The organism is Paraburkholderia edwinii (assembly GCF_019428685.1).
GTDB classification, from domain to species: domain Bacteria; phylum Pseudomonadota; class Gammaproteobacteria; order Burkholderiales; family Burkholderiaceae; genus Paraburkholderia; species Paraburkholderia edwinii.
In genome coordinates this window covers 2077716-2096351 of the sequence record NZ_CP080095.1, presented here as the reverse complement: position 1 = coordinate 2096351, position 18636 = coordinate 2077716, and the positions used below count along the sequence as shown (strand labels likewise).

The 18636-nt window shown below is 63.3% G+C and carries 17 protein-coding genes; 7 read left to right on the top strand and 10 right to left on the bottom strand.

The window, feature by feature from the left end; all coding sequences use genetic code 11:
* Positions 1-113: 113 nt before the first annotated feature.
* The 6 genes from nusA to KZJ38_RS09320 form a co-directional block, all read right to left on the bottom strand.
* Complete coding sequence (gene nusA / locus KZJ38_RS09345) at positions 114-1589, bottom strand: transcription termination factor NusA (protein WP_219799777.1); 1476 nt, start codon at positions 1587-1589, stop codon at positions 114-116.
* Entirely contained in the window at positions 1586-2044 is a 459-nt protein-coding gene (rimP, locus tag KZJ38_RS09340; RefSeq protein WP_219799776.1) for a ribosome maturation factor RimP, read from the bottom strand. The genes nusA and rimP overlap by 4 nt, the downstream gene beginning before the upstream one ends.
* Before the next feature lie 647 nt (positions 2045-2691).
* Positions 2692-4656, bottom strand: coding sequence for a 23S rRNA pseudouridine(2605) synthase RluB (gene rluB / locus KZJ38_RS09335; protein WP_219799775.1), 1965 nt, complete (start codon positions 4654-4656; stop codon positions 2692-2694).
* Between the two features lie 58 nt (positions 4657-4714).
* A complete protein-coding gene (scpB, locus tag KZJ38_RS09330) occupies positions 4715-6094 on the bottom strand; it encodes an SMC-Scp complex subunit ScpB (protein ID WP_219799774.1) in 1380 nt (459 codons plus the stop codon).
* Between the two features lie 314 nt (positions 6095-6408).
* On the bottom strand, positions 6409-7698 hold the full coding sequence (locus KZJ38_RS09325) for a pyridoxal phosphate-dependent aminotransferase (protein ID WP_219799773.1): 1290 nt from the start codon (positions 7696-7698) through the stop codon (positions 6409-6411).
* A 139-nt stretch (positions 7699-7837) separates the two neighbouring features.
* A complete protein-coding gene (locus KZJ38_RS09320) occupies positions 7838-8740 on the bottom strand; it encodes a LysR family transcriptional regulator (RefSeq protein WP_219799772.1) in 903 nt (300 codons plus the stop codon).
* 463 nt (positions 8741-9203) lie between these two features.
* On the opposite strand from KZJ38_RS09320, the gene KZJ38_RS09315 reads away from it, so the two are divergent.
* Entirely contained in the window at positions 9204-9605 is a 402-nt protein-coding gene (locus KZJ38_RS09315) for an IS5/IS1182 family transposase (protein WP_075157442.1), read from the top strand.
* A gap of 315 nt (positions 9606-9920) precedes the next feature.
* Positions 9921-10205: a hypothetical protein gene (locus KZJ38_RS09310; protein WP_219799771.1), complete on the top strand. Its 285-nt coding sequence runs from the start codon at positions 9921-9923 to the stop codon at positions 10203-10205.
* 377 nt (positions 10206-10582) lie between these two features.
* On the opposite strand, the gene KZJ38_RS09305 is transcribed toward KZJ38_RS09310, so the two are convergent.
* Positions 10583-10885 (bottom strand): hypothetical protein, encoded by a 303-nt coding sequence (locus KZJ38_RS09305; protein ID WP_219799770.1) that lies wholly within the window; start codon positions 10883-10885, stop codon positions 10583-10585.
* A gap of 273 nt (positions 10886-11158) precedes the next feature.
* On the opposite strand from KZJ38_RS09305, the gene KZJ38_RS09300 reads away from it, so the two are divergent.
* From KZJ38_RS09300 to KZJ38_RS09290, 3 genes are all read left to right on the top strand, one after another.
* Positions 11159-11887, top strand: a complete 729-nt coding sequence (locus tag KZJ38_RS09300; RefSeq protein WP_246641746.1) for a YdcF family protein — start codon at positions 11159-11161, stop codon at positions 11885-11887.
* Between the two features lie 474 nt (positions 11888-12361).
* Complete coding sequence (locus KZJ38_RS09295) at positions 12362-12595, top strand: hypothetical protein (RefSeq protein ID WP_219799769.1); 234 nt, start codon at positions 12362-12364, stop codon at positions 12593-12595.
* A 296-nt stretch (positions 12596-12891) separates the two neighbouring features.
* Complete coding sequence (locus KZJ38_RS09290) at positions 12892-13149, top strand: DNA-binding protein (RefSeq protein ID WP_219799768.1); 258 nt, start codon at positions 12892-12894, stop codon at positions 13147-13149.
* A 30-nt stretch (positions 13150-13179) separates the two neighbouring features.
* On the opposite strand, the gene KZJ38_RS09285 is transcribed toward KZJ38_RS09290, so the two are convergent.
* A complete protein-coding gene (locus KZJ38_RS09285) occupies positions 13180-13470 on the bottom strand; it encodes a putative quinol monooxygenase (RefSeq protein ID WP_219799767.1) in 291 nt (96 codons plus the stop codon).
* Between the two features lie 359 nt (positions 13471-13829).
* On the opposite strand from KZJ38_RS09285, the gene KZJ38_RS09280 reads away from it, so the two are divergent.
* The gene (locus KZJ38_RS09280) at positions 13830-15092 is read left to right on the top strand and encodes an EAL domain-containing protein (protein WP_219799766.1); all 1263 of its coding nucleotides are present in this window, start codon (positions 13830-13832) and stop codon (positions 15090-15092) included.
* 84 nt (positions 15093-15176) lie between these two features.
* Here KZJ38_RS09280 and arfB read toward each other — a convergent pair whose 3' ends face one another.
* Entirely contained in the window at positions 15177-15584 is a 408-nt protein-coding gene (gene arfB / locus KZJ38_RS09275; RefSeq protein ID WP_219800197.1) for an alternative ribosome rescue aminoacyl-tRNA hydrolase ArfB, read from the bottom strand.
* 149 nt (positions 15585-15733) lie between these two features.
* Here arfB and KZJ38_RS09270 point away from each other — a divergent pair, with 149 nt between their 5' ends.
* Complete coding sequence (locus tag KZJ38_RS09270) at positions 15734-18346, top strand: FUSC family protein (RefSeq protein ID WP_219799765.1); 2613 nt, start codon at positions 15734-15736, stop codon at positions 18344-18346.
* A gap of 56 nt (positions 18347-18402) precedes the next feature.
* On the opposite strand, the gene KZJ38_RS09265 is transcribed toward KZJ38_RS09270, so the two are convergent.
* Positions 18403-18621, bottom strand: a complete 219-nt coding sequence (locus KZJ38_RS09265; RefSeq protein WP_219799764.1) for a hypothetical protein — start codon at positions 18619-18621, stop codon at positions 18403-18405.
* Between the last annotated feature and the right edge of the window lie 15 nt (positions 18622-18636).

Here is an 18636-nt window from a genome sequence, read left to right as displayed (position 1 = left end):
CGGCCGTAAGGCCTTAGATGAGGCTTGAAACGCATTTCAAAACTGCAATTTCAATAACGCCTTCATCAAAGCCGGCCGCGTTCAGGTCAGTGGTTCATGGTCATGTCACTCTGTCACTGAAACCAGTGTTCACGGGCCTTCATGATCAACGCCTTGGCGGCGTCCTCTTCCATGCCGGTCATCTCGACCAGCTCGTCTACTGCCAGTTCTGCCAGATCGTCGCGCGTCTGCACCTGATGTTCGGCGAGCTTTGCGAGCAGATCGGCGTCCATACCATCGAGGCTCTTCAGGTCGAGCGCAACGCCCTCGACCTTCTCCTCGTTCGCGATCGCCATCGTCAGCAACGCGTCGCGGGCGCGGTTACGCAATTCGTGAACCGTGTCTTCGTCGAACGCTTCGATTTCGAGCATCTCGTTGAGCGGCACATACGCGATCTCTTCGAGGCTCGTGAAGCCTTCGTCGATCAGGATGTCGGCGACTTCCTCGTCGACATCGAGACGCGCCATGAACAGGTCACGCAGAACACCGCGTTCCTGATTCTGCTTCTGGGCAGACTCGTCCGGCGTCATGATGTTGATCTGCCAGCCGGTCAATTCGCTGGCGAGACGCACGTTCTGGCCGCTGCGGCCGATAGCGACCGCCAGCTCGTTTTCGTCGACGACGACGTCCATCGAATGCTTTTCTTCGTCGACTACGATCGACTGGACGGCTGCCGGCGCGAGCGCGCCGATCACAAACTGGGCGGGATCCTCCGACCATAGCACGATGTCGACGTTTTCGCCACCGAGCTCATTGCGCACGGCCTGCACGCGCGAGCCGCGAATACCGACGCAGGTGCCGATCGGATCGATGCGCTTGTCATAGGCGATCACGCCGATCTTCGCGCGCACGCCCGGATCGCGTGCGGCCGCCTTGATCTCGAGCAGCCCCTGTTCGATTTCGGGCACTTCCATTTCGAACAGCTTCATCAAGAATTCGGGCGCGGTGCGCGACAGCTCGATTTGCGGGCCGCGCGCCGTGCGGTCGACTTTCGCGATATACGCACGCACGCGGTCGCCGACCCGCAGGTTTTCCTTCGGAATCAGCTGGTCGCGGCGCAGCAGCGCTTCGACACGGCCCGATTCGACGATGAAATTGCCCTTGTCGAGACGCTTGACCGTACCGGTCATGATACTTTCGCCGCGCTCGAGGAAATCGTTCAGGATCTGCTCGCGCTCCGCATCGCGAACCTTCTGCAGAATGACCTGCTTGGCGGCCTGCGCACCGATACGGCCGAATTCGATCGACGGCACCGGCTCTTCCAGGAAGTCGTCGATCTCGGCATCGGGTTTCTGCTCGCGAGCCTCGAACAGCAGGATTTCCTGGTCCGGCTCCTGCAGGCCCGCCTCGTCCGGCACCACGCGCCAGCGGCGGAACGTTTCGTGCTCGCCGCTCTCACGGTCGATATGGACGCGAATGTCCGCGTCCTCGTCGAAGAGTTTCTTGGATGCCGAAGCGAGTGCCGCCTCGAGTGCGGCAAATACGACGTCCTTGTCGACGTTCTTCTCGCGTGCCAGCGCATCCACCAGCATCAACACTTCGCGACTCATTGTTTGCGGCTCCTAAAGTCAACTTTCGGAACGAGGCGTGCTTTATCGATATCCGCAAGCGTGAAATCCAGCATCGCGGCGCCTTCCTTCCCTTCAAATTCAAGACCGATCGTTTCGCCCTGCGGAGCATGCAGAATGCCCCGGTACGATTTACGTCCGTCCAATGGCTTTTTCAACGTGATCACCGCCTCGCTGCCCGCGAAGCGTTCGAAATCCGCCAGTTTCTTGAGCGGCCGGTCGAGACCCGGCGACGATACTTCAAGCCGCTCGTAGTCGATGTTCTCGACCGTCAGGACGTGCTGCAGCTGACGCGTGACCTTTTCGCAATCTTCGATCGCGATGCCGGCAGGCTGGTCGATAAACACGGTCAGCATGCCGCGCCCGGTGCGCTCGAGATCGACGAGTTCGTAGCCAAGGCCCACGACCGTCGTTTCAATCAGTTCCGTCAGTTGCACAAGTGCCCTCTAGATGTTCGCGCGGCGCGCCTGCCGGGTTGCCACGGGGGTCGCCGCGAAGCTGCTGTCGAACACCACCACAGGAACACCACCACAGCGGACCGCGCGAGGCCGGCGCGCGCTTACTGCACACGCTTGTCGCGCCGGGTTGCGCATTGCGCACGTTGCGCGCTATTGCACGTCTTCTTGCACGTTATAGCGCCGTTGCCTTTCGTATTCCGCCTGACCCGCGTGCGGAACCACCGTCGAACGCATGGATTTGCGAACTTGCGCGGCAAAAAAAAATGGGCGAAACGCCCATCATCTTATTGCCGGTGGTCGCACCTGAGCCGTACCAGAAACCAGACTCCCAAGCGCACGCCCAGCGACTTCGTGATTGTAGCCATTTTTCAGGACAAACGCAAACCACGGACGGCTGCAAACGCGCATCCGCACTCGCTCTGGCGGCAATCGAAGGGATCATCGCCGGTTGAAAATGCGGTGTGGGGAACGGCCGGCAAAGGCTCACAGCAAGGCGCCATATGGCGTGATCCGACGCTGAAAAGACGTCGGATCGACGCATCATGCCCGCTCAGTGCGAGCCGTGCGCCTGCCGCTGCTTACCGTTGGAATCGATCGGCCGGCATTTGAACCGGCCTGGCCGCAGATCAGCGGCCTCGCGTGCGACCGCGCGGTGCGCGGTTTCCATTTGGATTCGGGTTCGCACCGCCGCCACCGCCGGCTCCGCCACGATTCGCATTGGCGTTGCCGCGACGGTTCAGATTGCCGGCCATTGCCCGGTTGCCACCGCCGCCACCGCTGCGATTGGCGCCGCCCGGCGCGCCCTGTGCGCGATTGCCGCCGCCGGTCGGGGCGCGGTTGCCGTCGACATCGCGTCCGCCGCGACCACCGCGCTTGTTGTCCGTGCGGCCATCGGCGCGATTGCCGTTGCGGTTGCCGAAATTGCCGCCAGGACCGGCGTTCAGCGCGTTGAACGCACCGCCGCCCGACTGCCCACGCCGGCCACCGCCGCCACCACCGCTGCGCTGCTGATCGAAACGTCCATGCGACATCAGCACAGGCTCGCGATGAATAAAGCCCATCGACGTTTGCATCGGATCAGGCTGACGCCGCTCCTGCTCGGCATTACGACCGCCCTTGCCGCCTTTTTCTTCGCTCGGCGCCTTGAGACCGACGGACGCCATCAGGCTGCGCACCTGATTGTCTTCGAGTTCTTCCCAGCGGCCGCGCTTCAGACCGCGCGGCAGCGAAATCGGACCGTGCCGCGTACGGATCAGGCGGCTCACCATCAGACCGACTGCTTCGAACATCCGCCGCACTTCGCGATTGCGCCCTTCGGCAAGCGCCACGTGATACCAGTGATTCGTGCCTTCGCCGCCGCCGTCGCGAATGCGCAGGAAGTTGGCAGGACCGTCTTCGAGTTCGACGCCGGCGAGCAGCTTCTGGCGCATACCCTCGGCGAGTTCGCCGACGACTCGCACCGCATACTCGCGCTCGACGCTATAGCGCGGGTGCATGAAACGGTTCGCCAGATCACCCGAGGTCGTCAGCATCAGCAGGCCCTCGGTATTGAAGTCGAGGCGGCCGACCGCGAGCCATTTCGCGCTCTTCATCGGCGGCAGCTTGTCGAATACCGACGGGCGGCCTTCAGGGTCCGCGTGACTGACGATCTCGCCGGTCGGCTTGTGATACAGCAGCACGCGCGGCGGTTTGTTCTGCAGCTTGCGCTTGACCGGCTTGCCGTTGATGCGGACGAGGTCGGTCGGCATGATGCGCTGGCCGATATGCGCCGGTTCGCCGTTGACGGACACGCGGCCCGCGACAATCAGCTCTTCCATTTCGCGGCGCGAGCCCATGCCCGCTTCGGCCAATACCTTGTGCAGCTTCGGTGCGTCGTCGTCGGGGGCGAGCACACGCTTGGGCTGCGCGGGTCGGCCACGGCGCAGCATGGGCGCACGCACGCCGCCGCCCGGACCGCCGTTCGATGCATTCGACGAATTGTCCGCGTCGAATGCAGGCGACGTTACGTAGGAGAACAGGTCGTCGTCCGTACCGGCTTCCGGTGCGCCTTGCGGGGCGTTCTGGCCGCCGCCGCGCCGGTTTTGCTGCTGACGCCCGCCGTCACGCGGCGCGCCATCGCGCGGGGCCGCGCCCCGCTGTCCATCGCGCTGTCCATCGCGCTGCCCTTCACGTTGCCCATCGCGCTGTCCTTCACGCTTGCCGCCGGCACGGCGGCCGCCCTGGCCTTTCGCGGAGGCGTCCTTGCGCGGCATACGCACCTGGGCGACGACCTCGCCATCCGGCGGCGCTTCGGGCACGACCGGCACCGGCTGCTGCGCGTTCGCGGCGTCGGTGGCCGTCTTGCCCTTCGCGCCCGCGCGACGGCGTGCGATCAGGCTGCGCGGTCCGCGGCGCAGGCCGCGGCGCGGCCGCTCGTCGCCTTCCAAGTCGGATCCTTCGCCGGAACCGCCAGCGGCGCCCTGCTGGCTGCCGGCCGGGGCGCCCGCAGTACGTTCCGCGGCGTTTGCCGGCGCCGTACGCATGTCGTCGACGGGCGCAGGGCGGACCGCGCGCTCGGATTCGGGCGAATCGGTATCGTGGATGTCTGTCAAAACAACCTCAAAATGTCAGGTCGCGCGCCCATTGCAGGCGCGGCATAGGTTTGTTACGTCAGGCGCTGCGTGACTCGGGTTCGTCGTCCGTCAGCACGCCGGCGTCCTGCGCGGCGTCCCGGCGGTCTTGCGAACCGCCGTGAGCCGCTTGAGTCGCTTGCGGCCCGGTTGTGTGTTTCACGTGTTCCGCGTGTTCGGCTTCGCTGTGAGCTCCGCCGTGAAGTTCATCGTGAAGCACGCCGGGATCCGCGCTGTCCTTGTGTGCGGCTGCGCCGGAATCCGCTTCTTCGTTCTGTGCGGCGGCGTCGATGCTTTGCGCCGCATTGCCGGCTGCGTTGTGTGACGCGGGGCCGGTTTCATGCTGATTCTGATCTTCGTGCTCGTCCTGCTCGTTTGATTGCGCTGCAGTCGGCGCAGGCATGACATCGTGCGCAATGCCATCGCTCGCTGCGGCGTCGCACGTTGCCGTATCCGGTTCGTGGTTTCCAGCAGCCACCGCTTCCACCGTTTCTTCGGTTTGCGACGCTTGCGTTGTTTGATCCAATGCGTCCGTCATCGGCGCAGATTCGCCCGCGACATGTTCGCCGGCAGTCTGTGCTTCGCCTTCATTCGCAGCAGCTTCGGCCGGCGCAGTCGTGCTCAGACCTGCGCCGTTGCTATCGTCATGCGGCTCGTCGTGGGCCTCGAGCGCGACACTTTCGTTCGAGTCGGGTCCGGCATCGCTGCCATCGGATTCGCTCTGCATCGCTTCTGGCGATGCCGCTTCGCCCGACGACACGCCCTCTTCACCCGCGATCGCATCGGCCGGCGTCGCGTCGCCCGGCGCAGACTCATCTCCCGCCTCTGCAACATCCGCTGCACCGGACTCATCGCCGTCCGTGAACTCGATCGAATGCTGCGCGAGCAGATCGACGTTCGCCTGCGCGGTCGGGTCGTCAAGCGGCGGCAGTTCGTCGAGCGCTTTCAGGCCGAGGTCGTCAAGAAACTGACGCGTAGTCGCATACAGCGCCGGACGTCCAGGCACGTCACGATGACCGATCACCTCGATCCACCCGCGATCTTCGAGCTGCTTGACGACCTGCGTGTTCACCGTGACACCGCGAATCTCTTCGATATCGCCGCGCGTGACCGGTTGCCGGTAAGCGATGATCGCCAACGTCTCGAGCACCGCGCGCGAATACTTCGGCGGTTTTTCCGGATGCAAACGATCGAGATACGTGCGCATTGCCGGTTTGCTCTGAAAGCGCCAGCCCGTCGCGAGCACGACCAGTTCGACGCCGCGCCCCGACCAGTCCTGCTTCAGGTCTTCCAACAGCGTGCGAATCGTATCGGCCGACACGTTGTCGGCAAAGAGCTTACGCAACTCACCGAGCTTTAATGGCTCCTGCGCGCAGATCAATGCAGTCTCGAGGACGATCTTCGCCTCTTGGGTATTCATGCAGCTAGGTCAGACCCTGTGGTCAAAAGAACCGGATCAAACAGACGACAAGCAGACGATATGGAACAGAAGACGCGCTCGCCCGATTTTGATCGGTCATATTGATGGGAGCACGCACCGGGGGGAGGCAAAACAGGCATTCAGGCCATTCCCAGCCGGACGACGGAGCAGCGATATTCCGGAAAGGAATCGCGTGACTGGCTGCCATATTACGCAAAAAGATCCGGTGCGTAAAGCGACTGCGGGGCGACGGGGCACGACCGCAGACGGCCGACAGGCGGGCGCGCTCGCCCGCCTGGCGCCGCCGTGCACCCTCATCCGGCGCGCCGTCCGTCGAGAAAGCGTCGCAAGCGGGCGACGCCTTCGTCGAGGCGTGCCGTATCGCACGCGTAGCACCAGCGCACGAAGCCCTCGCCTTCCGGCCCGAACGCACTGCCCGGCGCGAGGCCGAGTCGCGCATCGCGAACGAGCGCTTTGCATAGATCGAGGCTGCCTGAGATGCCTGAAGCAGTGCCTGAGGCTGAGCCCGACAGCGAAAAGAACAGATACATCGCACCCGCCGGCGCCTTCACATCGACGCCCGGTAACGCCGACAGCGCCTGCACCAGATGATCGCGCGACGCCTTCAGCTCGCCGACCAGCCGCCGCGTGAACGCCTCGCCGTGCTGAACCGCCGCGAGTCCGGCCTGCTGGACGAAGGCGGGCGCACACGACGTGTTGTATTCGATGAGCTTGCCGAGGTCGTCCATCAGCGATGCCGGCGCGACGATCCAGCCAAGCCGCCAGCCAGTCATGAGCCACGCTTTCGAAAACGAGTTGACGCAGATCACGCGCTCGTCGCGCGCCGCTAGATCGAGGAACGACGGCGCGATGCGGCGCTGCGGTTCGCCGCTTGAACTGCTTGCGCCGCTTGAGCCGATCACGCCGGTCGCGCCAGAGACTTCCGCGGCGTCTGCATAGTAAAGCCGCTCATAGACTTCGTCTGCGATGATCCAGATGCCGTGGCGGCGGCAATGCTCGAGCACCGCGCGCTGCTCGTCGCGCGTCATCACCCAGCCGGTCGGGTTATTCGGCGAATTCACCATCAGCAACCTGGTGTTGGGCGTCAGCGCGGCGAGCAGCCGCTCAAGATCGAGCGCCCAACCGCGCGGACCGTAGTCGAGCGCCACGGTTTCGACATGCGCGCCGAGAATCTTCGGAATTTCGACGAGATTCGGCCACAGCGGCGTCACCTCGACAACCCGATCACCCACGCCGACGACAAGCTGCGCCGCCAGCATCAGCGCATTGACGCCGGCGCTCGTCACCGCGACGTTGTCCGCCGCGGTCGCGCCGTGCAGCGCGCTCACATAGCCGGCCAGCGCCGCGCGCAGCGGCGCGATGCCGAGGTTGTGCGTGTAGAAGGTCGCGCCGGCCGCGAGCGCCTCGCTGGCGGCGTCACGGATAAACGCCGGCGTCACGCGGTCGGATTCGCCGAACCAGAAAGGCAGCACATCGGCGAGCCCGAGGCCCGCGTTCGCGACCTCGCGAATCTGCGATGGCCGCAGCGCGCGTACCGCGTCGCGCGCATTCGGGAAAAGGGCTTGGGATATATCCGCTTTCATGTCTGCTTCTAGTCCCCTTCTACGTCCGTTCCGCTCATCGAAACAGCCGGGGGAAATTGATCGGGAAGCCGACAGTTTATCTTGGCGCCCTTGCCTGTCGAGCAAACCTCACGGCAGTGTGAACGACCCGCCACCGCGTTCAACGCAAATCCTCGGTGCGCGGCGGGACCTGCGTGATCAATCCCCACACCGCCTCGGCGGCCGGCGACAGCGACCGGTCGCGGCGCCGTACGAGCTCGACCGTGCGCTCGGCGCGCGGCATGAGTGGCCGGGCCACGAGCGTCGCATCGGCCGGCAGCGGCAGCGCGAGCCACGGCAGCACGCTGATGCCGATGCCGGCCTCGACGAGCCCATAGACGGTGGCCGGATGGCCGAGCTCCTGAACGACCGTCGCATGCACGCCGTGTTCGGTCATCGCCGCATCGATAATCGGCCGGCTGCCCGACGCGTAATCGAGCATCACGAGCTGTTCGCCGTCGAGCGCCTTCCACTCCACCTGTCGATGTTTCGCGAGCGGATGATCGGAGCGCGACACGACGCAGAACGAGTCGGTCATCAAGACTTCGGTCAACAGATCTTCGGCCGCGATCGGTCCCACCACGACGCCGAAATCGACCTCGCCCGACTTCACCTTGCGCACGACGTCGCTTTGCACATCGTCGCGCAGGCCGAGCGCGATATACGGAAATTGCCGGCTACACGCCGCGATGACCTGCGGCATCAGCCGGCACGCGATCGTCGGGCTCGCCGCGACCACCACCCGCCCGCGGCGCTGTTCGCCGATCTCGCGAATCTCGCGCAGCGCGTCGTCGAGGTCGGTCAGCAGGCGCGACACGCTCGCGACGAGATTGCCGCCGGCGTCGGTCAACTGAACTTCGCGGGTCGTCCGGTCGATCAGCTTGAGGCCGAGTTCCGCCTCGAGTTCACGCACGCAGCGGCTCACCGCGGATTGCGTCAGGCCGATTTCGTCGCCAGCCCGGCTGAAACTCTGCAGCCGCGCGACTTCGATGAAGACGCGCAGTTGCCGCAGCGTCACATTCATTTGATGCCCTCATTAATGTCTTCGTTTGATGCGGATTGTATGCGCGAATCCTCATCGACCTGATGTCGGCGCGCGACGTTGCCGCCCTCATTTCGCTGCGGCGCAGCAATAAGGCGCAAACGCACGGACGGCGAGCCTCGCTGCACAAGATTGGTGATTGTCCCGATTTGCGTGTCGGGTTTTTTGGATTCTCATACGGGCCTGGCTAGCGCCCGTGTCGGCTTGGTGCCACGGGACTTTGAGGCGGTTCGGCTACCGATTGGCACACTTCATGCGTTGAAATCGCGCAAGGGTCGGCGCCGAATGAGGTTCACTGAACACCCGCCGCGGCAAGCCCGACCCCGCCTGGCATCTGGTTCGCGAGAAGCCCGTACACGACTCATACGGCTTCCCGCTCAACCGGCTGCATCGAGAGTGCGCGGCGCGGGGCAGCGCACCGGAGTTAGCTTCGCTGAGGTGAAACATGATGCTGTTCGACGATTTGAAAGACAACGAGTGGTCTCTGGTCGAGGCGTTGTTCTGTGCGGAGCCGGCGCGGAGCGAACGTCGCGGACGGCCACGCGTGGAAGCTCGGGCCGTGGTCAACGCGGTGCTGTGGGTTCTGTCGACGGGCGAAGGCTGGTCCAAGCTACCAGGCCGCTATCCGTCGCCGCCGACCTGCCGTCGCCGTTTCGACGAATGGCAGGCTGACGGCACCCTCGCTGAAATAGTCAAGCGGCTCGCCACGAGCGGCCGTCAGATTTCGCTGCGCGGTCGCATCGGCGCAACGGCGGCCAAGCCGCCCGCACCGCCGAGTCGCGATCGCCTGCGCGGCGCATTCTGGACCAATCCGGAGTCGTGGCGCGCGCCGGTGAAGATGGCCTGACGGCCGACTGTCGCACGAAGGCTGTTCGGTCTTCGCCCCTGCCGGGTGTATTGCTTCGCTTGCCATCGGGCGCCTTCGGGCGCCCGATGCGTTTTTGGCGGCTGTTCAAATTCGGCGCCCGGCCATAGCGGGCCACCCACCCACGCCCATCTGGCCGTGAGCGGCTCACCGCCGTGTGACCTATCGCCCTGCCCGCCGCGCGCTGTCAGCGGATGAAACAACCATTTACCATTATTTACAGCGCGCTTTCTTCGTCAGGCATACCGTTGCATTATGCAAACCAGTCGGAACCGACCGTCCTGACGGGAGCCTTCCATGCGACCAATGTCCCTGCTCCTGTGCGGCATTGTCGTCTCAACGCTTGCCGGCATCGCCGCGGCCCAGCAACGGCCGCAACAGCAAGGCTGGAACTGGAAGCCGGACCAGCCCGCCACGCTTGAGGCATGGCAACAGGCGGAAACACGCAATCACGACTTCACGCCGCCTACCCCGCGTGGCGACCTGCGCGGCGATATTGCCAGCAACGTGCGCGCGCCGCGTCCGGCGCAACCGCGCGACGACGACGCATCACGCCGCCCTCGACCGCCCACCCATCGGTAACGGGCCGTGAGCGGTCGCGCCTGCGCGCGCGCCGCGTTCGGTATGCAATCGATGAATTCGGGAACCACGCGGCGGCCGGCCAGTCTCAATCTTTGCCATAAGCACAGCGTGGCAGAAGTATCCGGTATGCCCGTATCCTCGCGATACGGGCTTTTTTTTGTCCGCTGCCGCACGCCATGCGGCGTTCGGGACCTGAAGCAGGCGGCGCGCCTTCCCTCGCGGCGCGCAATGCTGCACCGTCAACGCATGTCACCGCTCGCGCGCCATGCGCTTGCGAACCTCGCGGTCCGCGTAAGGTCAGTCTTCGGAAGTACCGGCCGGCGAAACTCCTGAAAAGCCGACGGGTAGCGAAACGATACGGCCGGTCAACTTTCCGTCTACAGCGCCGCCGCGCGCGGCTCAGTCGCCACGTAGCCGGTCGTGCGCCGTGCGTCCCAGTCGAGCGCTCGCTCGTCGCGCGCAAGCCGCGCGAATTCGGCACGACCTCGCTCGGTCAGCACCGCAATGTCGACCGGTGCATGAAAGCCCGGCGCCGGCGCTACGGTGCGCTGTCGCACCGTATCCATCATGCCCAGCGAGCGCAGATATTCGAACACGCCAGGGCGCTTCGCCCACGGCACCTGGCGATATTGCACACGCCGTAATGCTTCGAGTACCGCTTCATTGGAATAAGTGGTCATCTCACTTCTTTCTTAAAGTGCAGCCATCGTATATGTCGCGCGACAGTGGCCTGGCAGAAGGCTTACAGCGACGCCCACGAAGCCAGCCGTGCCGCGCGCCCTGCGACCGTGATGCCGGCCGCGATTTATTTCATTCCGGCCCCCGTTGACCGGCATGGTAACGTTCGCTGCGCGCTGAAAGAATGCGGCGATGCAGCGGTAATTCCGCTGCGATACCGAACGCGCAAATATCCAGGAACAGATGTTCCAGAACGATACGTTACCCCAATCAAATTGATTCTATTCATTTTATTGGTGCTTTTTTTCGCAGCTTTTCTGCTGATAAGGCGCGCGCGGCTCACTATTGCATTGACCGCCGTCGCCGTATTCTGGCTCCTGGCCGCGGGGTGGCTCACCGCGCCGCTGCTCGCCAGCACGCAGACCGTCGTCGCCGGACGTGAAGATCTTCCGCCCTCCGCATTTGCCGCTCGCACCGCAATCGTCCTGCTTGGCGGCGGCACCGAATATGCGAAGAACGGCCAGCTGATTCCGAAGCGAGATGTGGTTTTCCGCATCATCGCGAGCGCCGATCTTTATGCGCGCTGCAAACGTACGGCAACCGTATGCGACGTAATCGTAAGCGGCGGCAATCCCCAGCATCACGACGCAGCCGAAGCCGACACCTATTTGCCGTGGTTATTGCGCGAACATGTCCCTCGCGAGGACATCATTCTCGAAAACCGCAGCCTCACCACATATCAGAACGCGCGCAATGTCGCTGCTATTTTGCCGCACGGATATTACGGTTCTTTGATCCTCGTGACGTCTGCGTACCAGATGCCTCGCGCGCTGCTCGATTTCCACCGTTTCGGTATGGCGCCAGTGCCGATCGTGTCGAACGCGCGACACGCGCGGCGCGGCGTGTTGCCACGTTACGAAAACCTCGTGAGCGCGGAGATCGCGCTGCATGAGTTGATTGGCCTCGCCCAGTTTCATGTGTATCGTGCGATCGGCTGGTTTTGATGCGCGTCGATTTGCCCTTGTCGAACATCGAGCATTGCGCGTCGAGAGTCGCGTTGCTTTCGCATCGCATTGCGCATCCGCAAAGCGTCCGATGTATGAGCCACCACGCTTTACTTAGCGATCCGATGCATCTGGCGAATGGCAGGATAACGAAGTGGCGCGCTATGGCGCCGACATCTCATCAACCTGAGCATGCCAGCGTTCGCCAGGCACATTCCAAGGGCCGCAACGCATAAACAGATCGCCCATTTTTACCTTTCTTTCCGTCAGCGCGCGCATGCGGCACGAAACATGCGCGCCCGCGAGCCGTATGGGCGGGCGTTCACCGCCATGCGGCATGGGCGTTACCAAATGTAACGGTATGTGAATTCTGTTACTTTGTCACCGCTGGACCGGACATTGCTGGCTAGAATGCATTGTCTTTCCCCTTGGACAGGCCATACTTGGGTCCATAACCACTCTCCGGAGGTAGCGATGAAGAAAGTGTCCCTCGCAGTCCTGGTTTCCCTTTCGGCAGTGACGGGTGCAGCGTACGCTCAGCAGGACAGCGGCATTACGATGAGCACCGATCCGCAAAAGGCCGCTGAAATCGAGCAACACGCGCAAGACGTGCAGACCCGTCAGCAGCAGATGGAAAGTGCACCGGCGCCGCGCCATCAAAAGGGGATGACGCATCACAAGAAGCCGAAGTCGGAGTCTGCGCAGTAAAGTCCCTCAAATGGGGAGACTGTGCATCGCGGCGTAGCGCTTCACCGCTCGTATGCGCGTCACGCGTGCGCGCACTGACGAAGACCTCATGCACAATGAAGAAAAGGCCGAACCGTGGCACCACGGCTTCGGCCTTTGTCATTTTCACAATCGGACCTTGTCGTGCACGACTACCTCCTCTATTTGCCGACGCTTCGCGGCAAGTCCGTGTTGCAGCGGTATGCTAAAGTCGCGCACCGAAATCCGATACGACGGATAGACGATTCAACCACGCGCACCGAGGTGCGGAGGAAAGCATGAGCAACATCCAGCTGGACATCGAATGGACCGAAGCCGCATCGCGCAAGATCGAAAAACTGATGCCGCGCGGCAGCCAGGAAGCGTTCCTTGCCTTGCCGCCGGTCGAGTGCCTGCCGATGGAAGGCGACGTGCTGTTTCTCGGACCGGAAGGCAAGCAGCAACCGTTCATTGTTGCCGAGCGCCAGTATCACCACGACGGCGACGCGGACTGGACGATCATTCTGATCCTGGACGTTCCGCAGGCGGCGCACTGATCGCTGCTGCGCTCCGGCGCCGCGCATCGATTATTTGATCTTCTTGAGCACGTGAATTTCCGAGTGCTCAACCCAGTCGGCGATCGCCTTCCGATACGCCGCGATATGCGCCGACTGCGCGTGCACAGCGAGTGCTTCCTCGCTTTCCCAACGCTCATAAAATACGAAGCGACGCGGCTCGCGCAGATCGCGATGCAGGTCGTACTGCAGCGCGCCCGCTTCGGCACGCGATGGCGCGACGATACCTTCGAGCGCCTCACGCAATTGTTCTTCGAAGCCCGCTTTCGCGATCGAAATGGCCACCACTGCGATTTCACTCATTGCTCACCTCCCTGTTTCGTGGAAAATCGAAGAGCATACCCGCGAAGCTGAAATCTCGCCGACCGCGCCCAAACCCTGATGCGCGAGCGTCGTCCGGCTGGACGTCGATTCTTCCCGGGGTCTGTGATAACCCGAACATTCGCGTAGCTTTCGAACTGCTAGACTGCTTCGGGCAAGCTTGCGGGAGCCTCATCAGGGCAACTATGTGGCCGCGCATCCGGCCACATCAGGCTGGTGCGCCCCCGTACGCAGACCGGCACGACGCATCTGCCGCCGCCGAAGCTTAAGGCCCGTGCTGAAAGATTTCCGGCACCCAGGTCCCACCACGCGCCGCACGCTGCATAGGACATTCTGACGCCATGCCAAACGTCGACGATACGACGCTCACTGGCCTGTTGCAGCACATGGTGCTGGAAGAGACCGGCTGGGCCGCGCCATGGCGCACGATCACATTGCGCAGCGTGTTCCAGCCTGTCGTATCGATCACTCACCAGCGCGTAGTCGGCTACGAAGCGTTGCTGCGTGCGTTCGATCCGATCGGCCATCCGATCTCTCCGGCCGTGCTCTTTTCCGGCACCCGCTCCACATCGGACGCGCGTGCGCTCGACCGGCTCGCGCGCTGCCTGCATGTCGCGAACTTCATGGAACAACGCATCGACAGCGGATGGCTGTTTCTGAACACGCGCCCGCAAGTATTCGAAACGGGCTGGCCGCAACGTCCGTTTATCGACGAACTGTCGCAGCATTTCGGACTGCCGCAGGAACGCATCGTGATCGAAGTGCTCGAGCAGCCCGCCGACGATGAGTCCGCCGTCGCGAGCATGCTGGCCGCGTCGCAACCACGCGACTTCCTGATTGCCATCGACGACTTCGGCACGGGCTTCTCGAACTTCGATCGCGTGTGGCGTTTCCGCCCCGACATCGTCAAGCTCGACCGTTCGCTCGTCGCGCGTGCCGGACGGCGTGACAGCGACAACGCCCTCATCAATCATCTGATCACGATGCTGCATCAATCGGGCACGATGGTGCTCGCCGAAGGCGTCGAAACCGAAGACGAACTGATGACGCTGATGCAGGCCGACGTCGATTTCGTGCAGGGTTTCTGGTTCGGTCAACCGAAGCCGTCGATCCAGGCCGCCAGCGCGCGCGTGCCCGAGCTGATCGACCAGATGTGGCAGCGCTTTAACGACTACGAGCGCACGCACACGCGTTATCAGCGCCCGGAATTCGAGGGCTTCACCGAAGCCGTGCTGAACGGCGCACAGATCTTCACGGCGACCGGCGACCTGTGCCAGGCCGCGCAGCCGGTGTTCAGGATTGCCGATGCGCGCCGCGTGTTCGTGCTCAACGAGCATGGCGAACAGACGCAGCCTTCGATCACCGCACTCGATGCGCCGCCGCCGTCGCCGCGGCTTGCGCCGCTCTTTCCCGACACGCGCAACAACTGGTCGCGGCGCGCGTATTTCAAACATGCACTGGCCGCGCCAGGACGCGTCGCGATGATGGGCCCGCACTGTTCGCTCACCGATGGCGAAGACTGCTATACCGCAGCCGTCGCGGTGCCGCGCGAAGGTGCGCTCAGCGTATTTTGCGTCGATTTCCTGCCGCGCAAGCGCCCCTAGCGCGTTGCCTCGTTCGAGCGTTCGCCGCTCGTCGGTCTGATCTGGCGCCTTGGTTCGCGCCTTGCTTCTCCCCTTCCGCGCCGATTATTCGTCACTGATTCTGCGCCGCCCCGATTTGACGTCGCCACGGCGCGTCTTGCTCTCGAGCCGCCGCTGCTGCGATGCGCGCGTCGGACGCGTCGCGACACGCGCCTTACGTATCACGCTGACGCTTGCAATCAATTCATCGAGGCGCGCAAGCGCGGCGGCGCGGTTCATCTCTTGCGTGCGGTGTTCCTGCGCCTTGATGACGACCACGCCGTCGCGTGTAATCCGGTTATCGGACAGCGCGAGCAGGCGCATCTTCAGCACCTCCGGCAAAGACGAGGCACGCACGTCGAAGCGCAGATGGATTGCACTCGATACCTTGTTGACGTTTTGCCCGCCCGCGCCCTGCGCGCGCACGGCCGTCAACTCGATCTCGTCAGGCGGAATGTCGTAGCGATAGGTCATGATCGGGCACAGCATAGCAAACACATCGTGACGGCTGAAACCTGGCCTAACGGACGAGGTCATAGCGCAGATAAAATCAGTTAGACTCGCCTGCAGTTTTTGCCACGCTTCATCCCAACATTTACTACGCAAGCGGCCCGGTCCATTCGATGCGCTATTCGGTCGAGATCAAGAAGTTTCTGTACAGCCAGTATTTCTATGGTGGCTTGCGCATTGCGGTCGGCGTGTCCTTGCCGGCCGTGCTGTGTTTAACGGTATTTCACAATCGCGAGCTCGGTTTCACGATCGCGACCGGCGCGCTCGGCGCATGCGCAGTCGACATGCCCGGCCCGCTCAAGTACAAGCACAACGAAATGCTCGCGTGCAGCGTGATCGGCTTTCTGTCGGCACTCGCCACGGGCCTCGCCACCGTCAACGCGCTCGCGCTGTGGTGCACCGTCGTGCCGCTTACGTTCGTGCTGTCGCTGATCGTCGTGTACGGCAACCGCTGGCCGCAGATCAGCTTCGCGACGCTGTTCATGATGACATTGACGCTCGAGGAGCATTTCACGCCCCTGCAAGCGCTCATCAATGCGTCGTGGATTCTGCTGGGCGGCCTCTGGTACACCTACTGGTCGACGTTCGTGAGCCGCTGGATGGTGCATCGGATCGAACAGCAGGCGCTCGCCGAAAGCGTGTTTGCCTGCGCGGACTATCTGCTCGCGCGCGCCGACTTCTATGATCTCGACAACGACGTCGACGAGTGCTACCGCAATCTGGTCGCGAAGCAGATCGCCGCGGTCGAGCGCCAGGACGCCGCGCGCGACATCGTGCTGCGCAACTTGCCGAAATTGAAGAGCGGCCACCTCGAACCGGCGCGCGTCACGCTTTTCAACCTGTTTATCAACACGGTCGACCTGCACGAACTTTTTGTCGGCGCGCACACCGACTACCCGCTTGTGCGCACCACCTTCGGCGGCTCGGACGTGCTCGTCTTCTATCGCGATCTGATCCGCAAGGCGGCCGCCGATCTCGAGGATATCGGTCTCGCCGTGCTGCAGGACCGCCCGCCGCGCGGGCGTATCAATATGAAAGCGGAGCTGCGCGCGATCGAATTCGAGCTCGATCAATTGCGCAAGCATGGCTTGCCGGCGAAAAATCCGGAGGCTTATGCGGCCGTGTCGGCATCGTTCAGACGCCTGTGGAGCGCCACGCGGCTCATCGATAGAATGCGGCGCAGCCTCGCGAATGAAACGTCGACGACGGAAACCGAACTCAGAATCGACCAGGCGCTTGCCCGATTCGTCTCGAGCCGACGCGTGCCCTTCCGCCAGATATTCTCAAACCTGACGATGGCATCGCCGAGCTTTCGCCACGCACTGCGCGTGACGATCGCCGTCGCGGTCGGCTTCTGGCTCGGGCGACTATTGCCGCTTACCAACGCGTACTGGATCGTGATGACCGTCATCATCATCCTGAAGCCCGGCTATTCGCTGACGAAGCAGCGCAACGGCCAGCGTATCGTCGGCACGGCGATCGGCTGCGCGGCAAGCATCGCGCTGATGATGTTTGTCAATGAGCCGCATATCCTGCTCGTCGTGATGTTCGCATCGATGGTGATGAGCTATAGCCTGCTGCTGTTCAACTATGCGGCGAGTGTCGTGTTTACGTCATCGTATGTGCTGCTGATGTTCCATCTGCTCGCGCCGGGCAGCATGCGCATTATCGGCGAGCGCGCGATCGATACCGTCGTGGGGTGCGCGATCGCAATCGCCGCGAGCCACCTGTTCCCGTACTGGGAATACCGGCTGATGGGCAAGCTCGTCAACAACATGATCGCGGCGACGCGCCAGTATCTCGAAGCGAGCTGGTGGTGGAGCGGCAAGCCGGCGCTCGCGGTCGCGCCGGCCGCGGTGACCGAAGCCGGTGCGCGCGCGCCGCGCGCGGCGGTCGCGCGTGAGGATGTCCCTGCCGGCGTTGCCGGAGGCCGCACGCCGGGGCCGGCGACGGAGGCGAAGGGGGCAACGGAGGCGACGGCGAAGGATGCAACGGAATCAAACGGCGGCGAGGCGGACGCCGCATTGGATGCAAAGCGCGTCGACCCGCAAGACCAGATCGATCGCAAGGACGAACTAACTGCCACGCTGGCGGCCGCGACCGCCAATGCGATTCCCGCAGACGACGCCCCGCCGCCCGCTTCGACGTCTGCTTCAGGGTCTGCTTCGGCCCCCGCCTCGAACACACGCGGCGCAGCGCCTGCATCCGGCACATCGGCCGCGGCCGGTGCGCTCGATCGCGACTATCGCTACCGGCTCGCGCGCAAGAACGTACATGTCGCGTTTGCCAATCTTGGGCAGGCATTCCAGCGCATGATGCTCGAGCCGAAATCAGCGCAAAAGTTTGTGCCCGAGTTGAACAACCTGCTCGTTCGCAGCCACGTGCTCGCATCGGAAATCGCGGCCGCGGCGCCGCTGTTGCGCACGATCATTCAGGTTGACCGCAAGTCGCAGCAGCCGCTGCAGCGAGCCCTGAGCGTCGTGCGTGAAAATCTCGAGCAAGCGGAGGCAGGCAACGCGACGCCGGCCGATCAGCCCGACGTCGTCAAGCAATTGACGCGCGAACTCGACTCGATGGTGATCGAAGCGGAGAAAGCACCAGACAGTGCGGGCAAACCTGAAGCGGTCAGTGAACTGAAACTGCTCGCGCACCAGTGCAAGCAGATGCTCGCGGCGTCGTTTCTGATCCGCAAGGATGCGAGCGTAATCCGGCTACCGGAGAATTGATTCGAAGCCTGTCGTGAAGCTTGCTTTGAAGTTTGAGCAGACGCGCTGCTGCTGCGTCACTGTGCCGCACTGCCCGATGCGGCCGTTGTGCCGGAAGCACCCGTCGCCGCTGCGCTCGATGCGGCACTCGACGTCGTATCGGGTGCGTTCTCGCGATCGAACTCACGCTTCTCGGTAATCGCGTTGTACAGCACGGTCGCTATCACCAGTCCCACCACCACCACGATCAGCACGGCAACACGGGTGGTCGGGTTCTTCTTGAGCGGTTCGTTCATCTAAGGCCCTGCGTG